The organism is Paenibacillus sp. FSL R7-269 (assembly GCF_000517865.1).
GTDB lineage: Bacteria > Bacillota > Bacilli > Paenibacillales > Paenibacillaceae > Paenibacillus_AQ.
The window spans coordinates 1-7,503 of the sequence record NZ_ASPS01000070.1 but is presented as its reverse complement, the minus strand read 5'-3'; the positions used below and the strand labels follow the sequence as shown (position 1 = coordinate 7,503).

The window sequence follows — 7,503 nt, the reverse complement described above, 5'->3', positions numbered from 1 at the left end:
GCTCCTTTTCCAATATTCTGATTAAAACACAAAAGACCCACAAGATGGTCACTTTTTTCAAAGTGTCTTTCTTGTGGGTCACAGTTCAGCCTTGACGGCAGGCGGTTTTCTTTGGCTTTTTGGGGCCCCTGTAAATTACCTGAATCATCATCGAAGCTAAAACTCCACTTTGTGGGGTTATTTGGCGTGCAGGGGTCTATGAAGAACATGCGTCTAATCAATTGTGAAAAGAAACACAATAGAGACCAATGCCTATCAAAGGGGATGCATGTGGAAATGCAAGCGATGGAGAATGTACTGGAGTGCAGGAATGTAACGAAACGCTATGGGAAGAAGACCGCGCTAGACCAACTCAGTCTGACGATTCCCACAGGTAGAATCGTAGGGCTGCTCGGGCCTAACGGGGCGGGAAAGACGACGCTGATGAAGCTGATAGTCACTCTGCTACGGGATTATAAAGGCAGCCTTACGGTCAGCGGCATACGCCCCGGCCTGGAAACCAAAAAAATGGTGTCTTATCTGCCGGACCGTGAATTCCTGTATCCATGGATGTCGATTGAAGAGAGCATTGCTTTTTTTGATCACTCGTTTGCCGACTTTCAGCGGGAGAAGGCGTATAGCATGATTGCAGAGCTGGGACTGAATCTGCAGGATAAAGTGAAGTCTCTGTCCAAAGGGATGCAGGAGCGGGTGAGTATCTCGCTGGTGTTCGCGCGCAAGGCCCGGCTGTTCGTCCTGGACGAGCCGCTGGCGGCGGTGGACCCTTCCACACGGGATAAGATTATAAGGATTATTCTGGATAACTTCGACCCGGACAGCTCGATTCTGATTAGTACGCATCTGATCCACGATGTCGAGAGCCTGTTCACGGATGTGGTGTTCGTGAATGACGGCAAGGTGCTGCTGCAGGGGAGCGTGGAGGAGCTGCGGCGGGAACATGGTGTGCCGATTGAGGAGTTATTCAAACGTCTGATTTAATCTGTTAAAGATAAGAAAAGGGGAGAACATCATGGTTCAATGGCATCAATTCAAGCTGGAATGCCGGAAGCATTTCGCTGTATTTGCTATCTTCACCGCCTTGAGCGGTCTGGCTAATTTGTATTTTCTGTTTGACCGGGGACAGGATATGGCCTTCGTCTTTCTGCTGGTAAATATGGTGATAGGCATTCTGCTGCCGGTCTATATCTACATGGACTATTACAAGGAGTTCTTCACGGGGACGATGCCGGTTAACCATCTGCTGCCGCTGCGAACCTCTGCGCTCTTCGGTGTGAAGTCTGCTGTCTTCATGCTGGGTCTTACCGCAGTCTGGTCTACCACTTTGCTGGATGTCTTCTTGAATCCCGAAGGACTGTATCAGCTGCGGATCGCACACTCCACAAGTCCCGCGCTGGGCATCTCCTACTTCATACTCTCCAAGCTGTGCAGCCTTCCGGCAGGCCTGGCGCTGATTGGTCTGGCCCTGGCAGCTGCCAAAAGATTCCGTAAGCCTGCGCTGAGCCACCTCTGCATTGCTGCCCTCATCGTCCTTGTTACCGGCATCCAGTTCGCTCTGGTGATCCGGGGGAGCCAGCATTTCAGTATCGGTTCCTCAGCCGTGGACAGCTTCAAGCAATATGCGAATCTGCTCACGGTTAGCCCGGCGGGGCGGGAGCAGCCGTCCAACATTAACGAGACCATTAACTGGCTGTCGGTCGGCATGAACCTGCTGGTAGCGCTGCTGGCCGGAGCTGCAGGCAGTGCGCTCTTGAACGGGCGCAAATATGAGCTTCACGGAAAATGAGCGGATTTTCATTTGAATTTTACCGGATGCTATGTTAGGCTGGAGTCAATTAAATCTTCCATAAACACATCGTTTACTGGATTGTTACTGGCCGTGCCAGGCAAAACCTAAACTGATGGTGACTGATTTGAACCCGTTCGCCGGGCTCGATGATCTTGCCAGAGGTTTAGGTTTTTCTGTTATATAGGCCATGCAGGAACATCATAATGAAAAGGGGTATGGACTATGGCTACAGTACTTAACGGATTTCCTGAGCATTTCTTATGGGGCGGCGCAACCGCTGCCAATCAGCTGGAGGGTGCTTTTGATCAGGGAGGAAAAGGGCTGTCTACGGCAGATATGATCGCTTTCGTGCCTAAGGATAAGCGCAAAGGGGATCATTCCATGGAGATCTCCTCGGAGCGGATCGCCCGGATTCTTGCCGGAGAGACGGAAGACTGGTTCCCGAAACGCGAAGGCGTTGACTTCTATCACCGTTACAAGGAGGACATTGCTCTATTCGCTGAAATGGGCTTCAAGGTGTTCCGGCTGTCCATTAACTGGGCGCGGATCTTCCCGAACGGCGATGACGCTGAGCCTAACGAGCAGGGTCTGCAATTCTACGACGATGTATTCGATGAACTGCTGAAATACGGCATTGAGCCGCTGGTGACCCTCTCGCACTATGAGACACCGCTCGGTCTTACCCAGAAATATAACGGCTGGGCCAGCCGTGAAGTCATCGGATTCTATGTGAAGTATGCTGAGACTGTATTTACCCGTTACCGGAATAAAGTGAAGTACTGGCTGACCTTCAACGAGATCAATGTCATGCTGTTCAGCCCGTATACCGGCGGCGGAATTCTTACAGACCGCGTGGAGAACAAGCTGCAAGCGGTCTTTCAAGGTCTGCACCATCAGTTTGTAGCAAGCGCTCTGGTTACCAAGCTGGGACATGAGATTATTCCGGGCTCGCAGATCGGCTGTATGCTGGCCCGTATGGAGAGCTACGCGCATACCTGCAATCCGGCGGATGTGCGTAAGAGACAGCAGGAAGACCAGCTGAATCTGTTCTTCACGGATGTGCATGCGCGAGGCAAGTACCCGCGTTATATGAACCGTTATTTTGCCGAGAATCAGATTGAGATTGTCCGTGAGCCGGGGGATGATGAGCTGCTTGCTGCGAATACAGTAGATTTCATCTCGTTCAGTTATTATATGACGCTCACCGTGTCTGCAGGTCCAGAGGGTGAGGCCACGGAAGGGAATCTGCTGGGCGGTATCAAGAACCCGTATCTGAAGGCCTCCGACTGGGGCTGGCAGATTGACCCTGTAGGGCTGCGCATTACCCTGAACAACCTGTACGACCGTTACCAGAAACCGTTGTTCATTGTGGAGAACGGGCTGGGCGCCTATGACAAGGTGGAGGAAGACGGATCGATCCATGACCACTACCGGATTGATTATTTGCGGGAACACATCAAGGAGATGAAGGAAGCGGTAAAGGATGGCGTGGAGCTGCTGGGCTATACGGCCTGGGGCCCGATTGACCTGGTGAGCATGTCGACTTCGGAGATGTCCAAGCGCTACGGCTTCATCTATGTAGACCTGGATGACACGGGAAGCGGCACGCTGAACCGCAGCAAGAAGGATTCGTTTGAGTGGTACAAGCAGGTCATTTCCTCGAACGGTGAAATATTGTAGTTGAAATGGGGCAAGCTTAAGAAGCACAGGCCTTAATAAACCGTTTTCATAAAAGTGTTGTCATATTTACAATGATATGCTAAGATGCTGCTACAGGTAGAATAACTGGATTGTTACTGTTCATTCAGGCAAAACCAGAAACGGGCACTCTTTTGATGCCGTTTTGGTTTTGCCTTTTTTCACACAATAATGTTGTATCCCCGCGTGGTGGGGGGATTTTATTACTCTGACGGTGTAAGGTGATGGAATGAAAATTGCTAAGGTGCTCAACAACAATGTGGTCACCGTACTCGATGCCAGCGGGAAGGAACGGGTCGTCATGGGCCGCGGAATCGCCTTCAAAAAGCAGCCCGGGGATGACGTTGAGGATGCCCAGGTTGAGAAAGTATTCGCCCTGGAGAATAAAGAAGGTTCACAGAAGCTGATGTCGCTTCTCTCGGAGATCCCGCTGGAATATGTGGAATGCACCGATGAAGTGATCCGTTATGCCGAGACGGTGCTCGGGGAGAAGCTGCATGACAGCATCTATATCTCACTGACGGACCATATCCATTTCGCCATCGACCGTCACCGTCAGGGGCTTCAAATCAAGAATGCGCTGCTGTGGGAAATCAAGCGGATGTACCGCAAGGAGTTCTCCATTGGACTCAAGGCGCTGCAAATTATCGAGGAACGGCTGGGTGTTCTCCTGCCGGAGGACGAGTGCGCTTTCATCGCGATGCATCTGGTGAATGCGCAGATGAACGGTGAGATGCGGGAGACGGTAAGCATCACGAATATCGTGAAGGACATCTTGAATATTGTCCGGCGGAGCTTCCTCATTGAGCTGGATGAAGAATCCCTCGGGTATTACCGCTTCCTGACCCATCTGAAGTTCTTTGCGCAACGGGTGGTCCAAGGCACTCCGATGGAAGAGCGGGACCAGGATCATGCACTGCATGATCTGGTCATGAAGCAGTACCCTGCTGCCCATGCGGTTGCGGTGAAGATAGCGGACTATACCCGCAAGATATACAAAAGGGTCTTGTCCAAGGAAGAAATATTGTATCTGACCATTCATATTGAACGGATTATCCGCAATGAGGAAATAACAGAATAATGTGGTGCAGGATTGCTACTCGGTACAGAGGCAAAACCTAAACCCGGACAGTGCTGGAGGCAGAAGACTGCCTTTCCCCGCTGATCGGCGTTTAGGTTTTTTTTTTGCGGAAAACATACTATAGCTAAGGAGCAACATCTTATGAATACAAAAGAGCTGTCCAAAGAAATATTGAAGCTTGTCGGCGGAGAAGAGAATATCGATCAGGTTACCCATTGTATGACCCGTCTGCGCTTCAACCTGAATGACAACAACCGTGCGGACAAAGCGGCCCTGCAGAAGACGGACGGGGTTATGGGCGTGATGATTAACGGCGGGCAATTCCAGGTCATTATCGGCAATGATGTGCCGGTGGTCTACAATGACCTGATTGGCAATATGTCCGTTTCTCCTGAGAAGAAGGCTTCCGGTGACAAGGTGGAGAAAAAGAAGCAGAATCCGCTGAGCAAGCTGTTCGACTTCATCTCGGGGATCTTCACACCGATCCTGCCGGCCATTACCGGTGCGGGGATGATCAAGGGGATTGTCGCCCTGCTGGTAGCGGCGGGTTGGATGGGGACGGAGAACTCCACGTATATCATACTCTCGGCGATCGGGGACGGCGCCTTCTACTTCCTGCCGATTGTTCTGGCCATCAGCGCTGCCCGTAAGCTGGGAAGCAATATGTACATCGCTGCTGCGATCGGGGCGGCCATTCTGCATCCGACCGTCACCACGCTGCTGGGGTCAGGGGAGCCTGTTACCTTCGCTTCACTGCCGGTGGTAGCTGCAACCTACGCTTCGTCTGTCATTCCGATTGTGATTGCAGTATGGCTGGCCTCCTATGTGGAAAAAGCCGTTGATAAAGTAACCCATGCTTCGCTGAAGCTGATTGTCGTTCCGACGGTTACCCTGCTGGTCATTGTACCGCTTACCCTGATTGCCGTAGGCCCGCTGGGTGTTATTATCGGGGATGGCCTGACTGGAGGCATCAGCTGGCTGTTCGAGAATACGGGACTGTTCGCAGGCCTGCTGCTGGGCGGAACCATGTCCCTGTTGATCATTACCGGGATGCACTATGCCCTGATTCCAATTATGATCGCATCTATTGCGCAGCTTGGTTATGACTATATGATTCCGATTATGATGGTAGCAAACTTCGCCCAGGCGGGCAGTGCGCTTGGTGTCTCTCTAAGAACGAAGAACAGCAAGCTGAAGTCCCTCTCCCTGTCTACAAGTATTACGGCCTTCATGGGAATTACAGAACCGGCCATGTACGGAGTGAATATGCGGCTTAAGAAACCGTTCATCGCTGCCCTGATCGGCGGAGCTGCCGGTGGTGCGTTCCTCAGCTTGTTCAAGGTAAAAGCCTATGTCATCGGCGGACTCGCCGGACTCTCCGGCATTCCAATGGTTCTCGGTGCGACCTTTGTCTATTCGGTCATCGGCTTCGCCATCGGGGCGGTAGTTGCTGCGGTTGTCACTTATATTATCGGCTTCGAGGATGAGCAGGAAGCTGCTGCTGCGCCTGCGGTGACTCCTGCTGAGTCTGTAAATGTATCTGCTGCTAACACTACTGTAAACGGCGCTGCTGCTGAGCCTAAGATGGTGAATCAAGAGGTATTTAGTCCGATTGCCGGAGCGGTGAAGCCGCTGAGCGAAGTGAGCGATCCGGCCTTCTCGGAAGAGATTATGGGTAAGGGATATGCGATTCAGCCGTCCGAAGGCCGCGTAGTCTCGCCGGTTCAGGGAACGGTGTTCTCGCTCTCGAAGAGCGGACATGCGATTGGTCTGGTCAGCGACAGCGGAGCAGAGATGCTGATCCATATCGGCATCGACACAGTGAAGCTGAAGGGCTTGCATTTCTCGCCGAAGGTAACTGCCGGAACCCGGGTGGCTGTCGGCGATCTGTTGATGGAATTCGATCTGGTGGAGATCGAGAAGGCTGGCTACAGCACCATTACGCCAGTTATTATTACGAACATCCAGCAGTATCAGTCCATCCAGTCTGCTGGCGTTACCCCGGTTAAGGAGAAGGAGCTGCTGTATACGGTGCTTGCTTAGGATGAGCTAGGGGCCAGGTGCGAATAAGCGAATGGCTGGGGCTTGGAGTCAATGAGTGAAGAGCTGGAGTATAAGCAAGTAGGATGTTCTAGAGTATAGGTCTGGTAAGTAGATCGAGAAGGTACTAAGGAGTTGTCGCCCGCAGCAGGTCTGCGTGGGGACAACTCCTTTTTTTGGCCGAATGTGTGCGGAAAACAGAATATATTGTGTTGGCGCCTGTCCAGGTAACCTTGTTCTGTGGAGATAGGTGGAAAAAGAGCATCTAATTTGACTGCATTCCTGAGAGTTGGGACTATAGTTGGAATAATTACATCTATTTAGCTGAATTATGCTAGTTGAGACAAAATGGTGGGAAGTAAGTGTCGTTTATCCAACTAATCTTTTGCGCCGGGAAAAACTCAACAAATTAAGTGTTAATTTTCCAACTATTGGCAGGGTAGTGGAGCGTGAACGCCTCATGATTGCGTGCATGCCTATGTAAAGGCGGGTACGGCTTACTGGCTCCGGCTGGTGGAGCAGTGAGCGGACAGATGGGTAGCCCGGCGATCCGCGTCCGGCTGGTGAGCAGCGAGCGGACAGATAAGCAGCCGTGGCGGCCCGTGTCCAGCAGATGGAGCTGCGGACGGTCAAGCCCGGGCGCGGGCCTACAGCTTGCCCGCGCTGATCTCCGCGACCCTTGCATACTCGATCAGCGCCGCTTGTCCGGCGGCCGTGAGTGTGTAGCGGCCGCGCTGCACCCGGAAGAACCACGCATAGTAGTTCTTCTGCAGGATCGCAGCGGCGCCGGGCACGCCGCTGCGCTTCCGCAGCGCGGCGGGCGTGACGCCGCGCGCGCCCTCCGCCCGGCTGTGCGCAGCCGCCGGGCCCGCATCCGCAGCGGCATCACCCGCCGCTG

Annotated in this window: 7 protein-coding genes; 5 read left to right on the top strand and 2 right to left on the bottom strand. The window is 52.7% G+C overall.

Translation table 11 applies throughout. The features are described from left to right. Positions 1-209, bottom strand: a 209-nt coding sequence (locus tag C162_RS37105) for a hypothetical protein (protein ID WP_235218548.1), incomplete at its 3' end; no start/stop codon positions are given. Between the two features lie 67 nt (positions 210-276). On the opposite strand from C162_RS37105, the gene C162_RS27190 reads away from it, so the two are divergent. The 5 genes from C162_RS27190 to C162_RS27170 all read left to right on the top strand — a co-directional run bounded on the left by C162_RS27190 (position 277) and on the right by C162_RS27170 (position 6,608). After that, positions 277-978, top strand: coding sequence for an ABC transporter ATP-binding protein (locus tag C162_RS27190; RefSeq protein ID WP_200869238.1), 702 nt, complete (start codon positions 277-279; stop codon positions 976-978). A 31-nt stretch (positions 979-1,009) separates the two neighbouring features. Further along, positions 1,010-1,783 (top strand): hypothetical protein, encoded by a 774-nt coding sequence (locus C162_RS27185; protein WP_036699722.1) that lies wholly within the window; start codon positions 1,010-1,012, stop codon positions 1,781-1,783. A gap of 225 nt (positions 1,784-2,008) precedes the next feature. Beyond that, the gene (locus tag C162_RS27180) at positions 2,009-3,466 is read left to right on the top strand and encodes a glycoside hydrolase family 1 protein (RefSeq protein WP_036699720.1); all 1,458 of its coding nucleotides are present in this window, start codon (positions 2,009-2,011) and stop codon (positions 3,464-3,466) included. Between the two features lie 247 nt (positions 3,467-3,713). Continuing rightward, positions 3,714-4,565 (top strand): BglG family transcription antiterminator LicT, encoded by an 852-nt coding sequence (gene licT / locus C162_RS27175; protein WP_036699719.1) that lies wholly within the window; start codon positions 3,714-3,716, stop codon positions 4,563-4,565. Between the two features lie 141 nt (positions 4,566-4,706). Beyond that, positions 4,707-6,608: a beta-glucoside-specific PTS transporter subunit IIABC gene (locus C162_RS27170; protein ID WP_036699718.1), complete on the top strand. Its 1,902-nt coding sequence runs from the start codon at positions 4,707-4,709 to the stop codon at positions 6,606-6,608. A gap of 644 nt (positions 6,609-7,252) precedes the next feature. Here C162_RS27170 and C162_RS37710 read toward each other — a convergent pair. Further along, the gene (locus tag C162_RS37710) at positions 7,253-7,399 is read right to left on the bottom strand and encodes a DUF2161 family putative PD-(D/E)XK-type phosphodiesterase (RefSeq protein WP_341148949.1); all 147 of its coding nucleotides are present in this window, start codon (positions 7,397-7,399) and stop codon (positions 7,253-7,255) included. Between the last annotated feature and the right edge of the window lie 104 nt (positions 7,400-7,503).